Origin of the sequence: Pseudomonas corrugata (genome assembly GCF_050920615.1) — a bacterium.
GTDB classification, from domain to species: Bacteria; Pseudomonadota; Gammaproteobacteria; order Pseudomonadales; family Pseudomonadaceae; genus Aquipseudomonas; species Aquipseudomonas corrugata.
The window spans coordinates 313,168-338,038 of record NZ_CP130434.1 but is presented as its reverse complement, the minus strand read 5'-3'; the positions used below and the strand labels follow the sequence as shown (position 1 = coordinate 338,038).

The following is a 24,871-nucleotide window of genomic DNA, read 5'->3' as shown; positions in this document are numbered from 1 at the left end:
GGCGCCATGAAAGGCTTCCGGCCGGGCCTCGTGCCGTCACTGGTGGTGGCTATCCTGGTCCCGGTCATGGTGTGCCTGGGCTTCTGGCAATTGAGCCGCGGCGAACAGAAGCGCGTGCTCATGGCGAATTACGCCGAGCGTCGCGTGGCGCCGCCGATGGACAGCGCCGAACTGCAACAGACGGCGGATCCGGCCTTTCGGCCGGTGCAACTGAGCGGTCAGTTCGACGCCGAACACAGCATCCTGCTGGATAACCGCCAGCACGACGGCAAGGTCGGCGTCGAATTGCTGCAACCCTTTCTCGACCACCGGAGCGGACTGTGGCTGCTGGTCAACCGCGGCTGGCTGCCCTGGCCTGACCGCCGCACCCCGCCGGTCTTCGACACCCCCGAACAGCCTTTGAGCCTGGAGGCCTGGGTCTACGTCGCGCCCGGCACCACGTTCCAGCTCCACGCCGACCCCACCGGCGCACCGTGGCCACGCCTGGTCACCGCCATCGAGCCGGACAAGCTCTGGGCCGAGCTGGGCCGCCACGGTTTCGCCTATGAATTGCGCCAACAAAGCGGCCCCGGCGCCTACCGGACCGATTGGCCGGTGGTGAGCATGGGGCCGGAAAAACACCTCGGTTATGCCGTGCAGTGGTTCGCCATGGCGGCGGCACTGTTCGGCCTTTTCCTTTATCTCGGATGGCATAACGCAGGGAGACACCATGGGAACCGCCATGAATCCAACCAACACGTCTGAGGCACCCTCCGCACGCGACCGTCGCAAGGGCCGCCTGCAACTGCTGCTGATCGTATTCGGGGTGATCGGCCCGATGATCCTGGCCACCGGCATGTACAAATTCCAGTTCTGGGTGCCGGACAGCCGCAGCTATCACGGCGAACTGATCGGCACCGGCCAGACCCGCGCCGAAATCGGCGTACAAGCCGATGAGCAGCGCTGGCAGATCCTCGTCACAGCGCCGAAGGAGTGCTCGGTGGACTGCCGGCAACTGGTGTACCTGGCCCGGCAAGTGCAAATCGGCCTCGGTCGCGACGCGTCCCGTGCCAGCCATGCCCTGGCCATCGCCCAACCGCTGGATGCCGAATACGACGCCCAGCTGCAGCGCGAATACCCACAACTGCAACGTTACCCGCTGGACCTGCCGGTCTATCAGAAAGACGTCCAGAACACCGACGGCGCCCAGCTGTGGATCATCGATCCCCACAGCAACCTGGTGCTGCGCTACGACGCGCGGGTCAAGGGCAAGGACCTGCTCAACGACCTGCGGCACCTGCTGAAACTGTCGAACATCGGATGAGGGCATCGACATGGCCAAACCAGGATTTCGCCTTGCGCTGTTTGCTACCCTGCTGGCACTGATCGTCGTATTGCTGGGCGCCTACACCCGCCTGACCCACGCCGGCCTCGGTTGCCCGGACTGGCCCGGTTGCTACGGGTTCATCAGCGTGCCCAAGAGCGAAGCCCAACTGGCCCATGCCGAACTGCATTTTCCCGATACCCCGGTGGAAGCCCACAAGGGCTGGAACGAGATGGTCCATCGCTACTTCGCCGGGACCCTGGGCTTGATGATCGTAGCGTTGGCGGCACGGTCCTGGATAAACCGCCACCGCCCGGGCCAGCCCTTGAAGTTGCCGCTGTTCCTGCTGGCGGTGGTCTTCGCGCAAGCGGCATTCGGCATGTGGACCGTAACCCTGAAGTTATGGCCGCAGGTGGTAACCGGACATTTGCTGGGCGGCTTCGCGACGTTGAGCCTGCTGTTCCTGCTCACCTTGCGATTGTCCGGCGTACTGCCGGCACTGACCGTGCCCAAGCGCCTGCAGCACTGGGCCACGGCCGGGCTGCTGTTGGTGATCGGGCAGATCGCCCTCGGTGGCTGGGTCAGCTCCAATTACGCCGCAGTGGCCTGCATCGACTTCCCCACCTGTCACGGCCAATGGCTGCCAGCGGCGGACTTCGCCAATGGCTTCCACCTGACCCAACACATCGGCCCGAACTACCTGGGCGGCCAACTCGACAGCGACGCCCGCACCGCCATCCACCTGACCCACCGGATCGGCGCGTTGCTGGTGACAGTGGTGCTGCTGGGCCTGGCCTGGCAACTGAAAACCGTGGGCATGACCCGCCTCGCGGGCCTGGTGCTGGCGGCATTGGCAGCGCAGATCACCCTGGGCATCAGCAACGTGGTGTTCCACCTGCCACTGCCGGTAGCCGTCGCCCACAACGCCGGGGGCGCGGCGCTGCTGCTGACCCTGGTGCTGGTCAATTATCACGCCCGTACCAGCCTGGTCCGGGTCAAGCATCAAGTCCCGCTGCGCTGGCGGTTCAACCCGCATAAACACGGCACCAGCCCCATCACAATAAAAGGAGAGATGCCATGGCAACCCTGACCGGTGCACGCCGCAGCCAGGCGATCTGGCGCGACTATCTGGAGCTGACCAAGCCGAAAGTGGTGGTGCTGATGCTGATCACCTCACTGGTCGGCATGTTCCTCGCCACCCGCGCCGGCGTGCCGTGGACGGTGCTGGTGTTCGGCAACCTGGGGATCGCCCTGTGTGCCGGCGGCGCGGCGGCGGTCAACCACGTGGTGGACCGACGCATCGACGCAGTAATGGCCCGCACCCACAAACGCCCCTTGGCCGAAGGCCGGGTCTCACCGGCCGCCGCACTGACCTTCGCCCTGGCCCTGGCGGTGATCGGCCAAGCCCTGCTGCTGGCCTTCACCAACCCGCTGACGGCCTGGCTGACCTTGGCCTCCTTGCTGGGCTATGCAGTCATCTACACCGGTTTCCTCAAGCGCGCGACGCCGCAGAACATCGTCATCGGCGGCCTGGCCGGTGCCGCACCGCCGCTGCTGGGTTGGGTCGCCGCCACCGGCCACGTCAGCGCCGAACCGCTGTTGCTGGTGCTGATCATCTTCGCCTGGACCCCGCCGCACTTCTGGGCCCTGGCGATCCATCGCAAGGAGGAATACGCCAAGGCCGACATCCCGATGCTGCCGGTGACCCACGGTGAGCACTACACCAAAATCCATATCCTGCTCTACACCCTGGTGCTGCTGGCGGTGAGCCTGATGCCGTTCGTGATCCAGATGAGCGGGCTGCTCTACCTGGTGTGCGCGCTGGTGTTGGGTGCGCGCTTTCTGCAATGGGCCGTAGTGTTGTACCGTGGCAGCCGGCCGCACGCGGCGATCAACACGTTCAAGTACTCTATCTACTACTTGTTCCTGCTGTTCATCGCCCTGCTTGTAGATCATTACTTACTGTTGAGCCTATGACCCGAACCCAGAAAACCGTCTTCATCCTCGTGGCCGTGATCGCGCTGATTCTCGGCCTCACTGTCAACAAAGTGCTGTCCGGCAAGGGCGAGGGCGACCCGACGGGGCTGATCGACGCCGGCATCATCCTGCTGCCCCAGGCGCGCCCCCTGCCGGACGTGAAAATGACCGACCAGGACGGCCAGCCCGTGGCCGTGGACAGCTTGAAAGGCAAATGGAGCCTGCTGTTCTTCGGCTACACTTTCTGCCCGGACATCTGCCCTACCACCCTCGCCCAACTGCGCCAGATCAAGAGCGAGTTGCCGAAAGAGGCTGTGGATAAGTTGCAGATCGTACTGGTCAGCGTCGACCCGAACCGCGACACGCCCAAACAGCTCAAGCAGTACCTGGGCTACTTCGACCCACAGTTCATAGGCCTCACCGCTTCATCCATCGAAGACCTGCAAAAACTCGCCAACGCCGTGAGCATCCCGTTCATCCCGGCGGACACCAGCAAACCCAACTACACCGTCGACCACAGCGGCAACCTCGCCGTCATCGGCCCGGACGGCCACCAACGCGGCTTCATCCGCGCGCCGCTGAATAATCAGAAGCTGGTGGCGCAGTTGCCGGAGATGCTCAAGCGCAAATAGCACCCACCCACACCTCTGGGGGACCAATGCTGTTCACCAGAGAAAGTAGATAAACCTGTGGCGAGGGGATTCATCCCCGCTGGGGCGCAAAGCGCCCCCAAAACCCGAGCACGGGACGCGTCAGACAGGCTGAGAAGAACTGCGCTCCCCCCGCCACAACTGAATCGACAAGCCTTTAAGCGAACCGCATACCCCTGTGGGAGCGAGCCTGCTCGCGATGAACTCAACGCGGTTCCAAACGCCCCCCCCCTGCATCCCCCAAAATCCCTCCTCCTACAGCCCCCACCTACACCCCACCACCAAGCCACGCATCCTTGCGCCTTTGCCTACAACTACGCCAGAATCCGCCCGCTTGTGCGCCTTGTTCCGGGGCTCTATCGTTTCCTTGCCACTGCTCATCAGTGGTCGGGTTTAGTAGCCCGGTTTACGTCTCGGTTGCACAAGTCTCATCAGTCAGGCGCTGCCTGTTCTTGATGGTGGCTGTGCGCATGGCGCCCTCGGGCGCGCCGGGTTTGACGTAATCACCGGTCTACTAACTTGCGCACAGCTGCCTCCCTCCGTTTAGTAGCGAGATGGTTGCGGCCTACTAAGGGATTACGTCAATGTTCAAAGTAACGCCGAACCCACCAGAAGCAGATTCCACCTCCCCCTACGTCGACGGCATCAACGCCAAGAAGCTCGACGAGGCGGCCACGCGGGCGCTGGATTTTTATCTGAAACCGAAACCGACGAAGGCGGAAGAGGAACCCAAACCGGGACAGATATTTACTGTTGTAAAAGACCTTGATGATGAATGCTTGCTTGCCAACCTCACAGAGACGCTGGCTTCGGCTGACGCCATGGTCAGTGACCTCGCCTTCGAGCTGGAAGGGTCACGGCGTCATGTGGCGCTGGGGATTCAGCAGTTGATTGAGCTGAGTTCGTTGCTGGCGAATCGGGTGCTGGATAATGTGGAGCCGAGGCAGTAAGTAAGCGTTTCCCAACAAAAAACCCGGCGTTATGCGCCGGGTTTCCATTTTGACTCCGTCCTCCTCAAGTGGCAGACAACGGCCAGAAGCAGACATCCGCACCTGGAAAAAGTAACCTCTACAGACTTCAGGGATTCGAGAGATGGAATGAGTAACCTGCTATCCATTGCAAGCCATAAATCCAAGTACAGCCTCAGCTTCTATCCGACCTTTGCCGTTGACGGAGTACCTCTGGAGGTTTGGCTACCTCTGCACAATCGAGAAGCTGAGCTGCACCTCGTAGCAGCTCACTCAGGCTTGTACAGCGATGACGACACCTGTTTGGTATGGGATCGGATCTATTCAACAGCGCCGGGCTGGGAGACCTTGGTTCCCCTGCTTGTTTGCTCTGATGACTTGGACCTGACATGTACGGTCATTGTCGCTGAGCAGCACGCCGATGAGCGCCACGTCCAGTGGCGTCGATTTGGCTTGCTCAGGGATTTAATCACTCTGCAATCCCCCGCTGTTGATTGGTACGACTCAGTACCGAGGCTGACTTTCGAACACTCCCATTTCCACAGTGTGCTGGACGCGTTCCGAAAACAAGAGAACATCAGAATGGACTGGGATTAGGGTCGAAAGCTGGCGTATGCGAACAACCACTTCCGACCCCAAGCTGCCTCTGGTGAACGGCAGCAGCCGGCCAGGAGCGGTCAGTCGGCGGATGAAATTTGGCTTGTACCAACTTACGATGTTGTATGTAATTCCACGCCAATTCAGTGCATAAAGTGGTTCGCAGGTATGGAAGCCAGTACCCTCACATTTCAAGAGTTGTTTCGTCCGGGAAGCACCTCAAATGGCTGCACCGTGGCCGAACGATGCTCCTCCGATTTTCTGATAAACGAACGCTCGTTGCTCAATGCTATCGTTATGGCTGCTGGTGGACATTCCGACTTTATGGGTTGTTTCGTTAAGGGCTTCCTAGAGCAAAATAAACAATCTAACTCTCGTCTGCTATTACGCGAGCCCGCTGAAACAGAAAGCGGTCGGATACTCCTTTACATCTGCCCCGAGTGCGGCGACATCGGGTGTGGCGCCTACACAGTATCTGTTCGCCAAGACGATGACTGTTTCACCTGGGATTCCTTTGCTTACGAGAACGGCTATGAAGAGCCTCGTATCATTGAAGGAGTCGGCCCCTTCACATTTGAGAAGCATGCCTATGAGGCGGCTATCAACAATGCGGCTGCGTTTTAGAAGGTAATTCAACCTGCATTGCTAAAGCGGGCCGATTGTGTCCGTCGACCGCCGTTTTTGGTCGATTTCGGTCAATCGTGATAGGCAGAAAACTGAATCGACCCTGACTAGTAGACACTTTCCAACGACTGCGTCGGCTCGTTTGCAGACGAGATCGATCGTCTGCTTCTGGCCGATTCTGTTGAAAAAGTCGATTTTTCAGGAAACGTGACGTTGAGCTTGACCTCATCAAAGAACCTATTCACCACTGTTAAGTGGCTTTTCGGTACTTCGTTGACCGTCGCTGCTTTGTCAGTGGGTTGATTTGAGGGTTTTTGCTTGAAGCAGGCGTACCGATCCTGTGGCGGGTGGCCCTTGAGATGTAAGTTTGGCCAGTCGGCGCAGGTTCTGTACCACAGCCGCTAACGTAAACTCATCGGTCGCGCCACTCATCCCTCGTAGTCGCAAGTGATCCAGTTTCAAGATGCGCTTGAGGTGGGCGAACAACATTTCGACCTTCTTGCGTTCGTGACGAGAGCGCACATATTCCGGCGTATTCGCGATTCGCCGAGCCACATCACGAGCCGCTTCATGGACGCTACGGGCGATCTTACGAACAGAGGTGTTCGGGCAGCACTTAGCCTTCACCGGACAGGTCGCGCAGTCTGTTTGTCTGGATCGGAAGATGATGGTGTTGGCTTTAGTGAGGTGCGAGCGTTCGTTCTTGAAGGCTCGCCATTCGCTGCGCAGTACGTTGCCGGACGGGCAGCGATACTCTTGCGCCTCTTCATTCCAGTGAAAATCGTTGCTGGAGAAACTGTCGTTCTTGCGCTCGGTTTTATCCCACACCGGCACATGCGGCTCGATATCTTTCTCTTCCACCATCCAGGCCAACATCGGTGCTGTGTCGTAAGCGGTGTCGCCGATTAAGCGATCCGGTTTGATGTCGAACAACTCTTCGACTCGATCAATCATGGTTTTGGTGCTCTCGACCTCGGCGGTTCGATGAGCCGGTGTCGGTTCTACGTCCATGATCACGCCATGCTCGACATCAATCAGGTAGTTCGTGGAGTAGGCGAAAAACGCTGGGCCGCCCGGAGCGGCCGTCCAACGGGATAGAGGATCAGTCAGCGATAAGCGCTTGGGAAGTGCTCCAGCCAGCGCCTCTTCATCGAGTGCTTCAAGGTACTCACGTACGGCACGCGTACTGAGCGATGGGTCGCTCCAATTGACCTCCTCATCACCAGGTACGCCGCGCTGCCGACTCGCATCTGCCTTGATGATGCTGGCGTCCACGGCACAAAGCCTTCCCCCTTGACCAGACCTGCGTCCATGCAGCGACGCAGCACTTCATTAAACAGCCAGCGAAACAGATCGCTGTCCCGGAAACGGCCGTGTCGATTCTTGGAAAACGTCGAGTGATTAGGTACTTCATCCTCAAGGCTCAACCGGCAGAACCAGCGATACGCCAGGTTCAAATGGGCCTCTTCACACAAGCGCCGTTCGGAGCGAATGCCATAGCAATAGCCCACGACTAGCATGCGGATCATCAGCTCAGGATCAATCGAAGGACGCCCGATCGGGCTATAGAAATCGGCGAGGTAGTGGCGCAGGTCACTCAGATCGAGACATCGATCAATGCTGCGCAGCAGATGATTTGTTGGGATGTGGTCTTCAAGGTTGAACGAGTAAAACAGCCGCTCCTGCCCACTCGATAACTGTCCCATCATGCTGCGAATCCTCCCGCTGGCCGATGTGCAGATTGTCTTCCGCGTCGGCGGGAAGCACTAATTTTTCCGACGCGCTGTGCTGTGTTTGAGCTATGTTCGCGCGGGCAGAGATCTGACCATGGCTGGTCATTCCCAACCTAGTTTTCTGTAGGGGGTCATGTCTTGTTCAGGAAAGTGAGTCAGGTATTCACCCCACTGCATGTGCGCATAATATTTAGTCATCGCCTCGAAATGACTTTCAGCCTCGACCTCCCAAACAAGCTTTGCTTCTGAATGCATAAGCGCACGCGCACTATCACCGTGAGCACCAGCTAGGCAAAAGGTCTGACAACCATCAGGTTCCTGCCAAAGTTCGTGATTCATCTTCGAGTCTCAGTTTTCTAGGGTTGTCATGATGCCCCAAACTCTGACGGCATTCGAAAAATAAGGACGGATTTATTTTTAAAGTACATCGGCCGCTCTGCTTTTTCACGCAATGGCAACAAGTATCCCACTACCCACAGACCAGATGCCTATTGGATAAGGTGGATAAGGGGACGGATTTATTTTTAGAGTACATCTGTCCCCTTTGCTTTTTCACGGCAACAGCAACAAGTATCCCGCTCACCCACAGACCAGATGCCTCTCGATCAACCTCGCCACCTCATCTGCATGCGTAGAACCCAGACTGTGATCGGCGCCAGGAAAAACATGCAGTTCCGCCTGCGGTAACAACTGAGCAAGACGCTGCCCGACGCGAACAGGGCTGATCAGATCCGCATCACCCCAGAGGAGCAACACTGGCATACGCAACTCAGCCAACCGTAGCGTAAGGTCAGTGCTGTCGTCGAGAAACCACCTCGGCAGCGTCGGGTTGGCGGCAGCAAAGTCCGGGCGCCAGTCGTGCGCGTCCAGATCAGACATATCCACCCCGCCAGAGGTGACGGTCAGTATCAGATGAGTGACCAGCTCGGGGCGTTCAAGCGCCGCAAGCACAGCGACGATACCTCCCATGGATTGCGCCACCAACGCTGTGGGCCGGTCGATCTCAGCCAGGACGCGAGTCGCCAGATCTTCCATACCGGTTATGCCAGGCACGGGCGGCGTGTTTCCAAAGCCGGGCCAGCCGATATGAACCTGCTGCGCCGGATGGGTCAGGCGTTCGGCAACCAGATGCCAAAATTGGGTGTTACCAGAGGCGCCGGGGAGGAATAGGAGTTTGTTGGGGGATGCGGGCACGGATTCGGTCCTTGAAGGTGAGATTGAAAGAGTCAATGATCCATCGGCAGGAGAACCACTCGCAGCCCCATGGCGGACATCCGAACAGCTAGGCCGTATGATTTGTTTCATTGCCGATAAGAACAGACATTGCAGTCGAGAGAAAAGATGAGCGACGAGTTTAGCTACGTCTGGCTATTGCCACTGCTTGAAAAGCCTTTCGAAATGGCGGCGCTCGATTTGCCCGACGCAATAAAAACCTTAGGAAAAATACACTCTACCCACCGAGATAGCGTTGCAACCATTGGTGGTCACAGCACTGGCTTCACATTCGGAGTACTGGGCAGGACTGGCGCTCCGATGGTTGGAAGAGGGCTTTCCTCTGGATTTGGAACTGACCCAACTCTTGGCTCATTGCGCCGAGAATCGGGGCCGCCTCAATCTCATCGTCACAGGGCACGTAAGCTTGCCTGCCTGGCGGGAAATGGCAGCTGAGCTAGAAAGCAGAGACGGCCTTTTAATAGCATTCGCATGCTTGCTCCTGCTTCTCCACCTTCTATGAGCCAAGCCAGGATCTGACCACCGCACCCCAAGCCACATATCCTTGCGCCTTTGCCTACAACCGCACCAGAATCCGCCGGCTTTTCAGCCCTGCCCTCGAGCTCTATCGTTTCCTCACCACTGGCCGAGCCGGTATCGATGACACTCCGGCATGCTAGCTCCCCGGGAAAGTCATAGGCCCGACCGCATCAAGCTTTCGGCAGCTAGCTTTGGTGGCTCATGTTCACCGGTACACACCGTCTATATACTCAAATCATGGAACGTATCCAATCAATCAATCTCGCGCGGATAGACTGGTGTTGTACCGATCACGGTATGACGCGGGACGAGCTCGCCCGTGAGATCGATATAGCACCTGCCAGCTTTGAAAAAGTGATGGCCGGCGAGACGGGACTGACCTTCAACCAGTTGCGTAAGCTGGCGGCCTTTTTCGGGCGAGGCACCTTGTTTTTCATGGAGCCAGGGCCGGTCAACGAGGCAAAGGTGCACTCGCCCCAGTTCCGCACCTTGAGCAATCAGAAACCGGAGCTTTCGCACCGCCTGAAGTTGCTGGTTGAGCGAGTGGAGCACCATCGCACCGTGTACCTTGCACTACGTGAGGAGCTTGATCCGACGGAGGTCGTGCGTTTCTCGCCGCCCGACCTGGCAGGCCTGAGCATCCCCGATGCGGCCAGCCGTGTGCGTGAGTGGCTAGGCCTGGCGAGCCGCAACAATTTTGACAGTTATCGTAAGGCCATCGAAGCGCGCGGTCTGCTGGTCTTCCGCAGCAATGGCTACAACGGTAAATGGCAGATTGCCAAAGAAAACCCGATTCTCGGTTTTTCGCTCTACGATTCTGAATGCCCGGTAATCGTCGTCAAAAAGCAGGATGCAGATACCCGCCAAAGCTTCACGTTGATGCATGAGTTGGGGCACCTACTTATTCATCGTGCAAGCTCGATTGATGATGAAGAGGATTTGTATTCGGCGGACGATAAAGAGCAAGAGGCGAATGCCTTTGCCGGCCATCTATTGGTCCCCGATCGGTTTCTGCTAAGCATTCATGACAATGAGCGCCCTGCTGAGGCGGCCGAATTTGATGGCTGGCTGGAACCACAACGCAGGGCGTGGGGTGTGAGCGGCGAGATGATCCTACGGCGTCTGATGGATGCCGGACGTTTGCCAAGCGAAGCCTATGCGGCATACCGGCGGTGGAGCACGCAACGAGTAATGCCTGAAAAAGAGGGTGGCAGCCGAGAGCACCGCAATCGCGAACCCCGGCACATTTTTGGCGATGGTTACGTGCGCACAGTGCTGGAAGCCATGAACGCTCGTCGTATCACTCTTGCCAAGGCAAGCAGCTATCTCGACAACCTTAAGATCTCGGACCTGCACAAGCTGGAACGCTTCTATGCAGGTGTTTGATGCCTCATCCATGCTTTACGCATGGGATAACTACCCTATCGCGCAGTTTCCGGGTCTTTGGGCATGGATGGCGGATCGAGTGATGCAAGGGGTGATTCGGATGTCCGAGGTTGCCGCCGAAGAGGTTGGGCACAAAGCACCGGAGTGCGTGACTTGGCTGAAGGATGCAGGTCTGCAAAAGATGCCCGTGACCGAGGCGATCCTGTTGGAAGCCTTTCGTATCAAAGGATTGCTCGAGATCGAAGAAGACAAATACGGTGCTGGGGTCGATGAAAATGATCTATACATCATTGCCACCGCGAAGCTACATGGCTGCGAGTTAGTCACGGATGAGGCGTTTCAGCCTTCTGCGAACAAGCTCAAACGCAATTGGAAGATTCCTGCTGTTAGCAATATGGAAAGTGTGCAAACCCCTTGGATCAACTTCCTCGACTACATCAAGCGATCACAAGCGGTTTTCGGGTGATGACTTCAACTCATTGAGTACAAAATGGGATATTTTCTGATATTCCATTTACCCTTCTTCTCCTTGGTCAACCTGCTCAAACCGCCGCCGTTTCATGAACAACCTCATCCCGTAGCCACGGCAAAGACTGACGGCATCCCAGATCAAACCCGAACAAGTGGTTCTGACCTGCCACAACGCAGCCAACCGCACCCGTCGCCGCCAACACCATTCCCAGCCACTGCTTAACTGATCGGCATTAGACGAGGGGACGGATATATTTTCAGAAATAAACCCGCCCCCCCTTTCTACCTATGCAACAGAAAACGCTGGGTAATCGGTATATCCCTGCTCGTTGCCACTGTAATAGGTACTCTGGTCGGCAGGCGCCAGCGGTGCACCAACCTTGAACCGCTCCGGCAGATCAGGGTTGCTGATGAAAAGGCTACCGAAGGTCACCGCATCCGCTAAGCCACTCTCCAAAGCCTGTTCGGCTGTTTTCTGGTCGTAACCGACATTCACCACAAACAGGCCCGTGAAGCGTTTTCTTGCTTCAGGTGCCAACAGTTTCAGGCCCTCGGGCAATGCGGGCGGCTCCATGAAGTGCAGGATGCCCACTTTCTTCTTTTCCAACGCTTCGACGACAAACATGTAGGTTTGCTCAAGCGTGGAATCGCCCATGTCGTTGTAAGGAATACGCGGTGAGAGCCTTACAGAGACCCGCTCTGGTCCGAATACTTTGATAGCAGCGTCCGTGGCTTCCAGCAGGAAACGGGCGCGCTTTTCAATGGTGCCGCCATAAGCGTCGGTTCGTTTGTTGGATCCGTCTTCCAGGAACTGAGCCGGCAAGTAGCCGTTGGCACCGTGAACTTCGACGCCGTCAAACCCCGCCGCTTTGGCTGCGCGGGCGGCGGTTTCGTAATCGTTCAGGGTGGCTTGGATTTCGTCGAGGGTTAGTGCCCGTGGCACAACGGACGGCTTGATCCCCTCGTCAGTGAAGGCTTGGCTGTTGAAAGGTACCGCCGATGGCGCAACAGGTAATTCGCCATTGTGGAAATCAGGGTGGGAGGCACGGCCTGTGTGCCATAGCTGGGCGAAGATCAGCCCCCCCGCTTCATGGACGGCTTGGGTGACCTTCTTCCATCCAGCAATTTGCTCCGATGTATGGATACCGGGCGTGTTAGTCCAACCAATGGCCTGGGAGCTGATCTGGGCTCCTTCCGAGAAGATCAGACCTGCGGATGCGCGCTGTGCGTAATAAGTTGCGGTGAGTTCATTGGCGATTCGGTCTTTCGAACGCCCTCGGGTCATAGGTGCCATGAACACACGGTTTTTGAAGGTCAGCTGTGCATTGCCGACGGGCGTTAATAGTTTTGAATGGCTCATGAGATTCTCTTTGGCTAACGATGATCTTCAATCGAAGGTCCACCCAGCAGCGTTCGCGACGCACATGGCGACCCGTTACGTGAATCCGTAAATAGTTTTCGGGAATATTGATGGGCGCACCGAGGTGCTGACGCGATCACGGTATACCGAATAAATCTGGCGTCAATCAGGCACCTTGAGTCGCGTTAGTAGGTCTGAGGAAACCTGGTTTCCATGCGGATATCTCAAACGACAGGCGCAATGCCTGTCGTTCAGCGGATCAAAATATGGCTGGGTTACTCGCGTCCGATCCGATCAACCAGGTTGGGAAAACGACGCGATCGCAAGCCCTGACACGTCTTTGGCCTGGTCGAATATTTCCCTGGCGGCTTCAACTTCGGACAGTTTTACAAGTGTCCATTCATGGAGTTGGCTCAGGGGCCGTTGCAACGTGCGACCAAGCGCTGTGATCTGGTATTGCACCGCCACTGGCGAGAGCGATATCACCTGGCGCGACACCAGGCCATTGCGCTCGAGACGGCGCAAGCACTGCGTCAGCGCCTTCTGGGTAACGCCCTCCAGCCTGCGCCTGATTGCATTGAAACGCTGCGGGCCCTCGTCCAGCACGACTAACACCATCATCGACCACTTGTCAGATATCTGCTCGAAGAGGGCACGGCTGGGGCATGCCGATGAAAAGCATTGGGGTTCGATTTCGAGCATTGCGGTTTCCTCTGGATGCCAAGGCGATCTTGGGCTTTCTATTCGTCGCCGGTATCCAGAATATACCGTTAGGAAGCGGCGGATCTATTACCGCTCAGCCACGGACCAGATGGCTGTCGATCAAGCTCGCGACTGCATCTGCATGGGTAAAGCCCAGGCTGTGATCGGCGCCAGGGAAACATGCAACTGCGCGTGGGCAACCGTTGAGCAAGACGCTGACCAACTCGAACGGGGCTGATCGGATCCGCATTGCCCCACAGCAGCAGGACCGGCATGCGCAGCTCGGCCAGCCGCAACGAGAGCTCGGTACGGTCGTCGAGAAACCACCTCGGCAGAGTCGGGTTGGCGGCGGCAAATTCCGGGCGCCAGGGGATGAATCCCCTCACCACAAGGGAGGCGGCGCTTGATAGATTTTTGTGAGTGCTTCGCACTCAAGCGGGAGCAAGCTCCCTCGCCACGGGGCGAATCTGCCCGCTTTGTTTCAGTCTGCCTGCTCGAAGCGCTACTCAGCTAACTAAACTCGAATCCGCCGGCTTGTCCGCCTTGCCATTGGGCTCTATCGTCTCCTCACCACTGGCCGAGCCGGTATCGATGACGCTCAGACACAGGTAAGACTTTCAGGAAGGTCGTGGCCCGTGCTGTGTGCGAAATCCCACTCCTGGAAGCCACCGATGCACCCTGGCTCAGGAGAAAAGCGCTGCCACCCGAGCCCGCACACCGCCAATCTGCGGCCTTTACACCTGTAGCAAAAGGAAGGGTTACATCCATGGACATCCAGGAAATCAAGCAACGCCTAACCCGTCCCGCCGTAAAGCTGATTGCCGGCGGCTTTCGTCCTGCCGGTACCGATGAAGAAAGCTGGCTGGGCAACGTCTTCCTGTTCCGCCCTGATGAAGGTGTACCCACCAATCAGGCGGGGCAACCATTGCTCCCCTATGCACAGTTCTACCTACCCGCCCTGCCCATCAACAGCCCGCTGCTGGCGAGGGTTCGTGTGCTGACGGTGTTCATTTCAAATCCATTCCCCGAGCACTTTGAGCCAATGGGTAATAATTGGGTGATCCGTGAATATGGACCGGATGATGTGTTGGTACGCAAGTCTCTGCCGGTGGCAGGTGCATTCCTCAAACCCTTCCCGCTGAAAGCACAAGTGGTGCCGGAGGACTTTCCGCTGTGGGATGGCGGTGGTGTACCGGAGGACCTTGAGCAAGCAATCCTCGCGCTGGAACGCGCGGGCGAGATGCAGAGCTATTACGACTTGGTCACCCACACCTACGAACACAAGTTCGGCGGTTACCCCTCGTTCTGCCAATCGGGGGTCGATCCGGGTGAAGGCTTCGAGTTTGTGTTCCAGATCTCATCGGACGCGAAGATCAATCTGAACGTGGTCGACAGTGGGAGCCTGATGTTCTGGAAGCACAACGAAACTGGGGAGTGGGCGTTTTATTATGATTTTTACTGATGTTTTGCCATCTTCTTTCCTTCAGCAATCCTCTTCAAACCGCCGCCGCTTCATAAATAACCCCATCCCTATAGGCACAGCAAAAACCGACCACAACCCCAGATCAAACCCCAACAAGCGTGTCTGGCCTGCCACAACGCAGCCAACCGCACCCGCCGCCACCAACACCACTCCCAGCCACTTGCGCAGCAGATACGGCTTGAGAAACCGATCGAGCAGAAAGGACAACACCACGGCAATAACCATCTGGGTAATGTCGGACATATAGGTCTCCAGTCAGGTCTTGATGATCAATGTCGAGAGGGTGCGTTGCGGGCCGATACCGCCGTTGACCTGTGCCTCGATGCTGACCAGTACGTCGCCCGCATGGTAGGTGGGTAGGGTTTCATTAACATACGTGCGCACACCGGCCCCTACGGGTACATACACGTAAGAGGGGGCCACGACTTTGGTGGCGGCAGCAAAGGCACTGGCAGCAAGATTGGCGATCGCGGTGCGTTGGGCATTGAGGACATCGCCCTGTTGCCGGGTCAGCGGCTTGGAGATGCCGATCATCATCACACAAGGCAGGTTCTTGGCCTGCATCTTGTCGTACACCTCGACGACCTTGCTGTTGACCTCATAGTGGGCGCGTTTCGCCTCGCCAAAATGCAGCTCGCGCAGGCGTCCGCGTTCGCTGTCGGTGAGGGTGATCTGCGAGACGTTGAAGACGATCCCGTGATGGCCATGTATTGGAAAGTCCCTTCGAACTTCATCGCTCGCATCCTTTTCGAGGCAGAAGGTGGCGATTCTCTACAACGAACGCATTGGATTCAATCCATTTCAGCATGCTGGATAACGTCGCCCCATGAAACGTTGATGCAGTCTCGCTGGTAGATCGCATCAATCGGTTTTACGACGGCTGCGCCGCCAAGCGGGAGCAAACTCCCTCGTTACGGGGGGTAAATCGGCCCGCTTCATGAAACCGCCTTTGACCTGCGCCTCGACGCTGACCAGGACGTCCCCAGGATTGGTAAGTGCCAGTCAGTTAAATCGTGTTGGTCTTTCCGGGTCTGCTTCGCAGCTCACCACGCCGTTATTTCAGCTTAACTATGAGCATTAGGAATACCAGAATGCCGTTTTTTCGTTAGCTCGCGCTCTGCAATCGTCGGATGCTTCCAGCCACATCGTTGGAGGTCACCATGCAAAAGATTAGTAAATTCCCCATCGTCGACGGAAATCTGGGCTGGTATGAAACCTCGCCATCTCATGGGAGAAAATTGGGTGACCGGCTAAAGGGCAGGAAGAAATTCGACTTCGCGGTAATCGGTGCGGGTTATACCGGTGTTGCGGTTGCACAGCGTCTGGCCGAACTGCATCCCCATGCCAGCATCGCGATCGTCGATGCACTGTGTGTCGGGCAAGGGACATCCGGTCGCAACGCAGGCTTTGTGATCGATGTGCCTCATAACCTGGATGCCGGTGAATCGAATATCGAGCACGACCACAAGCTCTACAAGCTCAATACCTTCGCCATCAATCGGCTGCGCAGCTTCAAGGACAAACACGCCATCGACTGCGCCTGGCAGGACTGTGGCAAGTACATGTCGGCCCATGAGCAAAGCAACGTGGCGGGCCTGGATCATTTCGTCGAGACCCTGCAGGCAGGCGGCTTTGAATATAAAGTGTTTGAAGGCGCAGCCTTGAAAAAGCGCCTGGGTACCGACTACTACCGGATGGCTGTGTACACACCTGGCAATGTGCTCATCAACCCCTCGTCTCTGATCCGGGGCCTGGCCGCCGCGCTGCCAGAGTCGGTCACGCTGTTCGAGAACAGTCCTGTGCTGAGCTGTGAATACGGTTCACCACATCTGCTCAACTTTCTGGGTGGCTCGATCCAAGCGCATACCGTGATCCAGACCACCAGCTCGTTCAACGAGGAGTTCGGTCATCTGCAGAACAGGCTGGCACCGATTTTCACCTACGCGAGCTTAACCGAGCCGCTGACGCCCGAGGAGTTGAAAAAGTATTTCGACGGTGTGAAACCATGGGGGACCACATCTGCGCACCCAGCGGGCACAACCGTGCGCTTTACCCCAGACAACCGCATCTTCGTGCGCAACTCGCTCAACTACGAGCGCAGTCTGAACAGCAATGCCGAGGGCTTGGAAAGAGCCTGGAAGCAGCATCGCAAATCGTTCGATGCGCGGTTCCCGTTCCTGGCACATAAGGTCTTTGAATACACGTGGGGCGGCATGCTTTGCATGACGTTGAATCACCAGTCGGTCTTCAAGAAATCCGCGGAAGGCGTCTACACCATTGTCGGCTGCAACGGCGTCGGCGTGGCCAAGGGTACATACCTTGGGTACTACATGGCGGAGTACATCAGTGGCATCAAAAGCCATGAGCTGGACTTCATCTTCGACAACAGCAAGCCATCGTGGGTACCGCCAGACCCATTGAAAGCCCTCGGCGCCGGTATTCGCCTCAAGCACGAATCCAGCAACGCAGGCGGCGATATCTGACACCCCGGCCCAAACTCGAACACGCTAACGATTCGGGCACCAGAATTACAGCCCGCACAGCACCAAGCCAGCGGGCTGGATTTAGCCACCAGCCGCTCACCGATAACGCCTTCTTAAAACCACCTGATGACCCAGGTCCCGTGCTGATACTGCGGTACTGGAGGTACGGCCAGATTACTGGTCGTCAGCGGTTGATTGCAGCAACCATGCTTCAAACGTCTTGCATGCGTTCGAAAGCTTCGCCTTGTTGGAGTGCACCAGGAAATCCGAAAAGCCAGTCCTCAGCTCAAACTGCGACAACGGCTTCACGGCCCCTTTCTCAATCATTTCCCGTGCCATGAATTCCCACCCCAGCGCTATACCCAACCCGCGCTCAGCCGCGTTCAGCGCAAGGGTCACCTGGTTGTAGGTAATCACCTTGCCAGTGGGCTTGAACTGCTGGCCGAAACGGCTGAGCCAATCATTCCAGTTCATGACGTCCCACCCATCATTGTCGATCTGAATGAGCGACTGCTTCTGCAATTCATCGAACGTTTCAATCTGGTCGACCGCGAAACCCGGGCTGCAGATGGGGTAAACAATCTCGTCGAAGAGCTTCACGGCCGAAAGGCCGGGCCATTTACCTGCCCCGTACAAAATCCCGAAGTCATGCTCCAGGCACAGTGAGGCGGACAACTGGTTGGTAGCCACCACGTTCACAATGACGTCCGGAAACTGCTGCTGAAAATGAGCGAGCCTGGGGAACAGGTAGTAATGAGCAACTGCGTGCGTGCAGACCACGCTGATGGTGTTTTGGTCGTACCACTTGCGCACACGCTGCACCGTCTCGCGAAATGACTCCAAGGCTGGCTGAACCCCCTCATAGAGCGCTCGGCCCGGATCTGTCAGCACAACGCCGCGATGCTTGCGAGTAAACAATGGAAATCCGAGGTTCTCTTCGAGTTTCTTGACTTGTTTGCTAACGGCGCTCTGGGTGATGAAAAGCTCTTGCGCCGCCTGTGTGAAGCTTCCTGTCCGAGCGACTGCCTCGAAGAACACCAACGGGCCCACCGGTGGAAGAGACTTGGTATTTCTGTCCATGGCTAACCTTCATAGGTTTTTTATTCAAAGACGTGTGCTCGGCCTCACGCTGATCATGAAGGCGTCTGCTTTGACGCGACCGCTGATCCTGCCCGGAGCATAACGACGAGGCACAGATGCTCGCTACGTCGTTCGACTCTCTCCGTTCACTACGCTACTGGCCCAAGCGTTCACGATTTTGGGAGTGGTCAACATCAGATTCGGCAGGTCATGACGCAGCGTGTTCGCATAGTGCATGAGATCTACTCGAATGACCGACGGCACTCGGTCACGCCAGCCTTTTTTATGAGCGCTGCGCACTCAATCGGGAGCAAGCTCCCTCGCCACAGGTGCGTGGCGTTCAGGAATGGCGGTCCAGTTTCTTGAGAAACACCGTCATTTCCTTTTCGGCCTGTTTATCGCCATGGGCGCGGGCGGCTTCCAGGCCTTGTTCCCAGGCACGGCGCGCTGCCGGTAAGTCGCCCTGGCCCTGGTGAGCCTTGCCCAACAGTTTCCAGGCGGCCGAATACTTGGGGTCGAGTTCGACGCAGCGTTGCAGGTGTTCGGCGGCGCGGGGGAATTCGTTGAGGTCGAGATAGCCCTTGCCCAGGCCGAAGCGCAGCAGTGGGTTATCCACACCTTTGGCGAGCATTTTTTCCAGGGATTCGAGCATAGGGGCCTGTCCTTTTTGGCTGTTCCAGTGACTGATCGGTTGAATGTTAGATGGCTATCGCGGGCAAGCCTTGCTCCCACAGGCCTGCTTCCACAGTCTGATCCCACTGTAGTCATGTTGCATGGGACGTCCTCCACTGTGGGAGCAAGGCTTGCCCGCGATGAGGCCCCATCTATCACTGCACATCCAGGGTCAGAAGAAGCTCAAGCCCACATGGAACAGCTTCTCGACATCGCGAATGTGCTTCTTGTCCACCAGGAACAGGATCACATGGTCGCCGGTCTGGATCATGGTGTCGTCATGGGCGATCAGCACTTCTTCGTCGCGGATGATCGCGCCGATGGTGGTGCCCGGCGGCAGGCCGATGTCGCGGATGGCCCGGCCGATCACTTTGCTGGACTTGGCGTCGCCATGGGCAATGGCCTCGATGGCTTCGGCCGCGCCACGACGCAGGGAGTGCACGCTGACGATGTCGCCGCGGCGCACGTGGGCCAGCAAGGTGCCGATGGTTGCCAGTTGCGGGCTGATGGCGATGTCGATGTCGCCGCCCTGGATCAGGTCGACGTAGGCCGGGTTGTTGATGATGGTCATCACTTTCCGCGCTCCCAGGCGCTTGGCCAGCAACGACGACATGATGTTGGCTTCGTCGTCGTTGGTCAGGGCCAGGAAGATGTCGGCGTCGGCGATGTTTTCTTCCAGCAGCAGGTCGCGGTCCGAAGCACTGCCCTGCAGCACCACGGTGCTGTCGAGGGTGTCCGAGAGGTAGCGGCAGCGGGCCGGGCTCATCTCGATGATCTTCACCTGGTAGCGGCTCTCGATGGCTTCGGCCAGGCGCTCGCCGATCTGCCCGCCGCCGGCGATGACGATGCGTTTGTAGTTCTCGTCGAGACGGCGCATTTCGCTCATTACCGCACGAATATTCGCCTTGGCGGCGATGAAAAACACCTCGTCGTCCGCCTCGATCACCGTATCGCCCTGGGGGAGGATCGGCCGGTCGCGGCGGAAGATGGCCGCAACCCGGGTCTCCACGTTCGGCATGTGCTCGCGCAACTGACGCAGTTGCTGCCCCACCAACGGCCCGCCGTAGTAGGCCTTGACCGCCACCAGTTGCGCCTTGCCCTCGGCAAAGTCGATCACCTGCAGGGCACCCGGATGTTCGATCAGGCGCTTGATGTAGTTGGTCACCACCTGCTCGGGGCTGATCAGCACATCCACAGGAATCGCTTCGTTGTCGAACAGGTCGGCGCGGGTCAGGTAGGCCGCTTCCCTTACCCGGGCGATCTTGGTCGGGGTGTGAAACAGGGTGTGGGCCACCTGGCAGGCAACCATGTTGGTTTCGTCGCTGTTGGTGACGGCCACCAGCATGTCGGCATCGTCGGCGCCGGCCTGGCGCAGCACGGTCGGCAGGGAACCGCGCCCTTGCACGGTACGGATGTCGAGACGGTCACCGAGGTCGCGCAGGCGTTCGCCGTCGGTGTCGACCACAGTGATGTCGTTGGCCTCGCTGGCCAGATGCTCCGCCAGCGAACCGCCGACCTGCCCTGCACCCAGGATGATGATTTTCATCCGTTCACTCCTATCGAATCGGTCTTAACCGCGTGTGGCGGCGATCTTGATCAGCTTGGCGTAGTAGAACCCGTCGTGCCCGCCCTCTTGGGCCAGCAACTGGCGGCCATGGGGCTGTTTCAGGCCGGCCTGAGTGGCGATGTCCAGTTCCCGGGCGCCGGGGGTGCGGGCGAGGAAAGCTTCGATCACTTCGGTGTTCTCGGTCGGCAAGGTCGAGCAGGTGGCATAGAGCAAGATGCCACCGACTTCGAGGGTCTGCCACAGGGCGTCGAGCAGCTCGCCCTGCAGCAGTGCCAACGCGGCAATGTCGTCCGGTTGGCGGGTAAGCTTGATGTCCGGATGACGACGGATCACACCGGTGGCCGAACACGGCGCGTCCAGCAGGATCCGCTGGAATGGCTTGCCGTCCCACCAGGTCGCGGTATCGCGACCGTCGGCGGCAATCAGCTCGGCGTCCAGGCCCAGGCGCTCGAGGTTTTCCTTCACGCGCACCAGGCGTTTGGCTTCCAGGTCCACCGCCACGACGCCGGCCAGTTTCGGCTCGGCTTCGAGGATGTGGCAGGTCTTGCCCCCCGGCGCGCAGCAGGCGTCCAGCACCCGTTGTCCGGGCGCCAGTTCCAGCAGGTCGGCGGCCAATTGGGCGGCTTCGTCCTGGACGCTGATCCAGCCGTCAGCGAAGCCCGGCAGGGCGCGCACATCGCCCGGGGTTTCCAGCAGGATGCCATCGCGACTGTACACGCATGGCCGGGCCGGGATGCCGGCCTCGCCCAGCAACGCCAGATACGCGTCGCGGGTATGGTGGCGACGGTTGACCCGCAGGATCATTGGCGGATGGGCATTGTTGGCCGCGCAGATGGCTTCCCATTGCTCGGGCCAGAACGCTTTCAAGGCTTTCTGCAACCAGCGCGGGTGGGCGGTGCGCACCACCGGGTCATGCTCGAGCTCGGCCAGCAGGCTTTCGCTTTCCCGTTGGGCACGGCGCAACACAGCATTGAGCAAGGCCTTGGCCCAGGGCTTCTTCAGTTTGTCGGCGCAGCCCACGGTTTCGCCGATGGCGGCGTGGGCAGGCACGCGGGTGTAGAGCAATTGGTAAAGCCCCACCAGCAGCAGCGCTTCGACGTCGGCGTCGGCGGCTTTGAACGGTTTCTGCAACAGCTTGGCCGCCAGGGCCGAGAGCCGTGGCTGCCAGCGAGCGGTACCGAACGCCAGGTCCTGGGTGAAACCGCGATCACGGTCTTCGACCTTGTCCAATTGGGTCGGCAAGGAGCTGTTGAGCGACGCTTTGCCGCTGAGCACGGCGGCAAGCGCCTTGGCGGCGGCCAGACGCGGGTTCATGAAGCCTCCACCGCTTGGCCGAGGACGCTGCCGACGGCGAATTTCTCACGTCGACTGTTGTACAGATCACTGAAGTTCAGTGCCTTGCCGCCGGGCAGTTGCAGACGGGTCAGGCACAGCGCCTGTTCGCCACAGGCCACGACGAGACCGTCCTTGCTGGCACCGAGGATCTGCCCCGCAGCGCCCTTCCCTTCGGCACAGTGGGCGGCCAGTACCTTCACCGCTTCGCCGTTCAAGGTGCTGTGGCAGATCGGCCACGGGTTGAAGGCGCGCACCAGTCGCTCCAGCTCGACCGCCGGACGGCTCCAGTCGATGCGGGCCTCGTCCTTGTTCAATTTGTGCGCGTAGGTGGCGAGGCTGTCATCCTGCACTTCGCCTTCCAGGGTACCGGCGGCCAGGCCGGCAATGGCCTCGACCACGGCCGGCGGGCCGATCAGTGCGAGGCGGTCGTGCAGGCTGCCACCGGTGTCTTCGGCGCTGATGGGGGTGGCGACCTTGAGCAGCATCGGCCCGGTGTCCAGGCCCGCCTCCATGCGCATCACGGTCACGCCGCTCTCGGCATCGCCCGCTTCCACGGCGCGCTGGATCGGCGCCGCACCGCGCCAGCGCGGCAGCAGCGAGGCGTGACTGTTGATGCAGCCCAGGCGCGGGATGTCCAGCACCACTTGGGGCAGGATCAGGCCATAGGCAACCACCACCATCAGGTCCGGCTTCAGCGCGGCCAGTTCGGCCTGGGCTTGCCCATCACGCAGGGTCGGCGGCTGCAACACTTGCAAACCGTGTTCCAGGGCCAGTTGCTTGACCGGGCTGGGCATCAGTTTCTGCCCGCGGCCGGCCGGCCGATCCGGCTGGGTGTAGACCGCGATGATTTCATGGGGGCTGGCCAGCAGGGCCTTGAGGTGTTCGGCGGCAAACTCGGGAGTGCCGGCAAAGACGATGCGCAGTGGCTCAGTCATGGAAGCTCTCAATTAACAGCAGTCGCATAAAGAAAAAAGGCTTGCCGCGGCAAGCCTTTGAAGGGGGCATCAAGCATTCTGGCGATGGATCTTTTCCAGTTTCTTCTTGATCCGGTCACGCTTGAGGGTCGACAGGTAATCCACGAACAACTTGCCGTTGAGGTGGTCACACTCATGCTGGATGCACACCGCCAGCAACCCTTCGGCGACCAGTTCGTATGGCTGGCCGTCACGGTCCAACGCCTTGATTCTGACTTTCTGTGGACGGTCGACGTTCTCGTAGAAGCCCGGTACCGAGAGGCAACCTTCCTGGTATTGGTCCATCTCGTCGGTGAGGGTTTCGAACTCGGGGTTGATGAACACCCGTGGCTCGCTGCGGTCTTCGGAGAGGTCCATGACGACAATACGCTTGTGCACGTTGACCTGGGTCGCGGCGAGGCCGATGCCTGGCGCTTCATACATTGTTTCAAACATGTCATCGACCAACTGACGCACTTCGTCGTCCACTACGGTCACCGGTTTGGCAATCGTGCGCAGGCGCGGGTCCGGAAATTCGAGAATGTTCAAAATGGCCATAAGCTTGATAAATGCACGTGTGAGGTAAAGTCGGGTGGCTGGCCTGGCGTGTCTTGGGATGCAGGCTACCGTTGTAAAACGTTGCTCTTGCTACGGAGCGAGCCACGGGGGCTCTGGCGTTTTACGCGAACGCACATGATAAAGGGATTCACCGCATGAGGAAATCACTACTCGCCCTGCTGCTCCTGGCCTCGGCCGGTATCGCGCACGGGCAAGTGCAACTTCGGGAAGGTTTCCCGCAGCAATACACCGTGGTCGCTGGCGACACACTGTGGGACATTTCCGGTAAATACCTGCGCGAACCGTGGAAATGGCCCGAACTCTGGCAGGCCAACCCGCAGATCGACAACCCGAACCTGATTTACCCCGGCGATACCCTGTCACTGGTCTACGTCAATGGCCAGCCACGGCTGACCCTCAACCGCGGCGCCTCCCGGGGCACCATCAAGCTGTCGCCGCGTATCCGCAGCTCGCCGGTGGCCGATGCCATCCCGAGTATCCCGCTGCAAGCCATCAACAGTTTCCTGTTGAGCAACCGCATCGTCGACACGGCGGCGGATTTCAACAAGGCGCCCTATGTCGTCGCCGGCAATGCCGAACGGGTGCTCAGCGGCGCCGGGGACCAGATCTTCGCCCGCGGGGCATTCGACACAGACCAGTCAGCCTACGGCATCTTCCGCCAGGGCAAGGTCTACACCGATCCGAAGACCAAGGAGTTACTGGGCATCAATGCCGACGACATCGGCAGCGCCGAAGTCGTGGCCGCCGAGGGCGACGTCACCACCCTCACCCTGCAGCGCACCACCCAGGAAGTACGCCTCGGCGATCGGCTGTTCAGCGGCGAAGAACGCTCGATCAATTCGACGTTCATGCCCAGCGCGCCGAAAACGGACATCAACGGGCTGATCCTCGACGTGCCACGGGGCGTGACCCAGATCGGCGCATTGGATGTGGTCACCCTGAACAAGGGCCGGCGCGACGGGCTGGCCGAAGGCAATGTCCTGGCGGTGATGAAGACCGGTGAAACCGTGCGCGACCGCGTCACCGGCGAACCGGTGAAGATCCCCGACGAACGGGCCGGCCTGCTGATGGTGTTCCGCACCTACGACAAGCTCAGCTACGGCCTGGTGCTCCATGCCTCGCGCTCGCTGGCGGTGCTCGACAAGGTGCGCAATCCATAACGGGTCTCACAACTTACCAACAGAGTTATCCACAGC

At 58.8% G+C, this 24,871-nt stretch carries 24 protein-coding genes and 2 pseudogenes; 13 read left to right on the top strand and 13 right to left on the bottom strand.

Features of this window, described 5'->3' with window-relative positions:
- The first annotated feature begins 6 nt into the window (after positions 1-6).
- The 8 genes from QZH45_RS01480 (at position 7) to QZH45_RS01445 (ending at position 6,119) form a co-directional block, all read left to right on the top strand.
- Positions 7-744: an SURF1 family protein gene (locus QZH45_RS01480; RefSeq protein WP_055135864.1), complete on the top strand. Its 738-nt coding sequence runs from the start codon at positions 7-9 to the stop codon at positions 742-744.
- The gene (locus QZH45_RS01475; RefSeq protein ID WP_024778453.1) at positions 710-1,303 is read left to right on the top strand and encodes a hypothetical protein; all 594 of its coding nucleotides are present in this window, start codon (positions 710-712) and stop codon (positions 1,301-1,303) included. The genes QZH45_RS01480 and QZH45_RS01475 overlap by 35 nt, the downstream gene beginning before the upstream one ends.
- A gap of 10 nt (positions 1,304-1,313) precedes the next feature.
- Positions 1,314-2,393 (top strand): COX15/CtaA family protein, encoded by a 1,080-nt coding sequence (locus QZH45_RS01470; RefSeq protein WP_055135865.1) that lies wholly within the window; start codon positions 1,314-1,316, stop codon positions 2,391-2,393.
- A complete protein-coding gene (gene cyoE, locus QZH45_RS01465) occupies positions 2,381-3,280 on the top strand; it encodes a heme o synthase (RefSeq protein WP_024778451.1) in 900 nt (299 codons plus the stop codon). The genes QZH45_RS01470 and cyoE overlap by 13 nt, the downstream gene beginning before the upstream one ends.
- Positions 3,277-3,912, top strand: a complete 636-nt coding sequence (locus QZH45_RS01460; RefSeq protein WP_024778450.1) for an SCO family protein — start codon at positions 3,277-3,279, stop codon at positions 3,910-3,912. The genes cyoE and QZH45_RS01460 overlap by 4 nt, the downstream gene beginning before the upstream one ends.
- Before the next feature lie 602 nt (positions 3,913-4,514).
- The gene (locus QZH45_RS01455) at positions 4,515-4,880 is read left to right on the top strand and encodes a DUF6124 family protein (protein ID WP_055134943.1); all 366 of its coding nucleotides are present in this window, start codon (positions 4,515-4,517) and stop codon (positions 4,878-4,880) included.
- 147 nt (positions 4,881-5,027) lie between these two features.
- Positions 5,028-5,495 carry a hypothetical protein gene (locus tag QZH45_RS01450; protein ID WP_237140463.1) on the top strand — a complete coding sequence of 156 codons (468 nt, stop codon included), beginning with the start codon at positions 5,028-5,030 and terminating at the stop codon, positions 5,493-5,495.
- Positions 5,496-5,663: 168 nt separating this feature from the next.
- Positions 5,664-6,119, top strand: a complete 456-nt coding sequence (locus QZH45_RS01445) for a hypothetical protein (RefSeq protein ID WP_055134944.1) — start codon at positions 5,664-5,666, stop codon at positions 6,117-6,119.
- Between the two features lie 291 nt (positions 6,120-6,410).
- Here QZH45_RS01445 and QZH45_RS01440 read toward each other — a convergent pair.
- The 3 genes and pseudogenes from QZH45_RS01440 to QZH45_RS01430 form a co-directional block, all read right to left on the bottom strand.
- A pseudogene (locus QZH45_RS01440) lies at positions 6,411-7,828 on the bottom strand (IS1182 family transposase).
- Between the two features lie 126 nt (positions 7,829-7,954).
- Positions 7,955-8,191 (bottom strand): hypothetical protein, encoded by a 237-nt coding sequence (locus tag QZH45_RS01435; protein WP_055134945.1) that lies wholly within the window; start codon positions 8,189-8,191, stop codon positions 7,955-7,957.
- Positions 8,192-8,431: 240 nt separating this feature from the next.
- Positions 8,432-9,046 carry an alpha/beta fold hydrolase gene (locus tag QZH45_RS01430; RefSeq protein ID WP_055134946.1) on the bottom strand — a complete coding sequence of 205 codons (615 nt, stop codon included), beginning with the start codon at positions 9,044-9,046 and terminating at the stop codon, positions 8,432-8,434.
- A gap of 795 nt (positions 9,047-9,841) precedes the next feature.
- On the opposite strand from QZH45_RS01430, the gene QZH45_RS01425 reads away from it, so the two are divergent.
- Both QZH45_RS01425 and QZH45_RS01420 read left to right on the top strand, forming a co-directional pair.
- Positions 9,842-10,990, top strand: coding sequence for an ImmA/IrrE family metallo-endopeptidase (locus QZH45_RS01425; protein ID WP_055134947.1), 1,149 nt, complete (start codon positions 9,842-9,844; stop codon positions 10,988-10,990).
- Positions 10,977-11,456, top strand: a complete 480-nt coding sequence (locus tag QZH45_RS01420) for a DUF4411 family protein (RefSeq protein WP_055134948.1) — start codon at positions 10,977-10,979, stop codon at positions 11,454-11,456. The genes QZH45_RS01425 and QZH45_RS01420 overlap by 14 nt, the downstream gene beginning before the upstream one ends.
- A 291-nt stretch (positions 11,457-11,747) precedes the next feature.
- On the opposite strand, the gene QZH45_RS01415 is transcribed toward QZH45_RS01420, so the two are convergent.
- Entirely contained in the window at positions 11,748-12,821 is a 1,074-nt protein-coding gene (locus tag QZH45_RS01415) for an alkene reductase (protein WP_055134949.1), read from the bottom strand.
- A 294-nt stretch (positions 12,822-13,115) separates the two neighbouring features.
- Positions 13,116-13,523, bottom strand: a complete 408-nt coding sequence (locus tag QZH45_RS01410; protein ID WP_055134950.1) for a winged helix-turn-helix transcriptional regulator — start codon at positions 13,521-13,523, stop codon at positions 13,116-13,118.
- Positions 13,524-14,289: 766 nt separating this feature from the next.
- Between QZH45_RS01410 and QZH45_RS01405 the strand changes: the two genes are divergently transcribed.
- The gene (locus QZH45_RS01405) at positions 14,290-14,985 is read left to right on the top strand and encodes a DUF1963 domain-containing protein (protein ID WP_055135682.1); all 696 of its coding nucleotides are present in this window, start codon (positions 14,290-14,292) and stop codon (positions 14,983-14,985) included.
- A 21-nt stretch (positions 14,986-15,006) separates the two neighbouring features.
- Here QZH45_RS01405 and QZH45_RS01400 read toward each other — a convergent pair whose 3' ends face one another.
- Positions 15,007-15,249 (bottom strand): hypothetical protein, encoded by a 243-nt coding sequence (locus QZH45_RS01400; protein ID WP_053191937.1) that lies wholly within the window; start codon positions 15,247-15,249, stop codon positions 15,007-15,009.
- A gap of 12 nt (positions 15,250-15,261) precedes the next feature.
- Positions 15,262-15,740 (bottom strand): annotated as a pseudogene (locus tag QZH45_RS01395) (hypothetical protein).
- A gap of 414 nt (positions 15,741-16,154) precedes the next feature.
- Between QZH45_RS01395 and QZH45_RS01390 the strand changes: the two are divergent.
- Positions 16,155-17,489 (top strand): NAD(P)/FAD-dependent oxidoreductase, encoded by a 1,335-nt coding sequence (locus tag QZH45_RS01390; protein WP_237140461.1) that lies wholly within the window; start codon positions 16,155-16,157, stop codon positions 17,487-17,489.
- A gap of 174 nt (positions 17,490-17,663) precedes the next feature.
- Here QZH45_RS01390 and QZH45_RS01385 read toward each other — a convergent pair whose 3' ends face one another.
- The 6 genes from QZH45_RS01385 to def all read right to left on the bottom strand — a co-directional run bounded on the left by QZH45_RS01385 (position 17,664) and on the right by def (position 23,654).
- A complete protein-coding gene (locus tag QZH45_RS01385) occupies positions 17,664-18,569 on the bottom strand; it encodes a LysR substrate-binding domain-containing protein (RefSeq protein WP_055135678.1) in 906 nt (301 codons plus the stop codon).
- A 340-nt stretch (positions 18,570-18,909) separates the two neighbouring features.
- Positions 18,910-19,221, bottom strand: a complete 312-nt coding sequence (locus tag QZH45_RS01380; protein ID WP_055135677.1) for a tetratricopeptide repeat protein — start codon at positions 19,219-19,221, stop codon at positions 18,910-18,912.
- A 192-nt stretch (positions 19,222-19,413) separates the two neighbouring features.
- Positions 19,414-20,787: a Trk system potassium transporter TrkA gene (gene trkA / locus QZH45_RS01375; protein ID WP_024778442.1), complete on the bottom strand. Its 1,374-nt coding sequence runs from the start codon at positions 20,785-20,787 to the stop codon at positions 19,414-19,416.
- 24 nt (positions 20,788-20,811) lie between these two features.
- Positions 20,812-22,122, bottom strand: coding sequence for a 16S rRNA (cytosine(967)-C(5))-methyltransferase RsmB (rsmB, locus tag QZH45_RS01370; protein WP_055135676.1), 1,311 nt, complete (start codon positions 22,120-22,122; stop codon positions 20,812-20,814).
- The gene (gene fmt / locus QZH45_RS01365) at positions 22,119-23,078 is read right to left on the bottom strand and encodes a methionyl-tRNA formyltransferase (RefSeq protein WP_055135675.1); all 960 of its coding nucleotides are present in this window, start codon (positions 23,076-23,078) and stop codon (positions 22,119-22,121) included. The genes rsmB and fmt overlap by 4 nt, the downstream gene beginning before the upstream one ends.
- A 69-nt stretch (positions 23,079-23,147) precedes the next feature.
- Positions 23,148-23,654: a peptide deformylase gene (def, locus tag QZH45_RS01360; RefSeq protein ID WP_024778439.1), complete on the bottom strand. Its 507-nt coding sequence runs from the start codon at positions 23,652-23,654 to the stop codon at positions 23,148-23,150.
- 155 nt (positions 23,655-23,809) lie between these two features.
- Between def and QZH45_RS01355 the strand changes: the two genes are divergently transcribed.
- Entirely contained in the window at positions 23,810-24,835 is a 1,026-nt protein-coding gene (locus QZH45_RS01355; RefSeq protein ID WP_053191949.1) for a LysM peptidoglycan-binding domain-containing protein, read from the top strand.
- Positions 24,836-24,871: the final 36 nt, after the last annotated feature.